General features: G+C 71.4%; 1 protein-coding gene. It reads right to left on the reverse strand.

What is annotated here, in order from left to right; genetic code table 11:
* Positions 1-248 (reverse strand): 2-C-methyl-D-erythritol 2,4-cyclodiphosphate synthase (locus SB658_RS26305; protein ID WP_410603439.1); only part of this gene is annotated, 248 nt, incomplete at both ends.

A 248-nucleotide genomic window follows, 5' to 3' on the forward strand; every position in this document is an offset into this window, starting at 1 on the left:
GTGAGTTCCGATATCGCCGAGGCCGGCGGCGTTCAGCACCGCGTCGACGATCGCATGGGCGACGGCGTCGCCGTCGGAGTGCCCCGACAGGGCCGGTTCCCCCGGCCATTCGAGCCCGGCGAGCCAGAGGGTTCCCTCTCCCCCGAAGGCGTGAACGTCGGTTCCCACGCCGACGCGCGGCAGGAGCGGTTGCCGGGCGTCTCGGCTCCTGTCGGCCATCTCGGATTCGTCCTCTGCTTCGTCGGTCG

Origin of the sequence: Bacillus sp. SIMBA_008 (assembly GCF_046535495.1) — a bacterium.
In the GTDB taxonomy this organism is placed as follows: domain Bacteria; phylum Bacillota; class Bacilli; order Bacillales; family Bacillaceae; genus Bacillus; species Bacillus subtilis.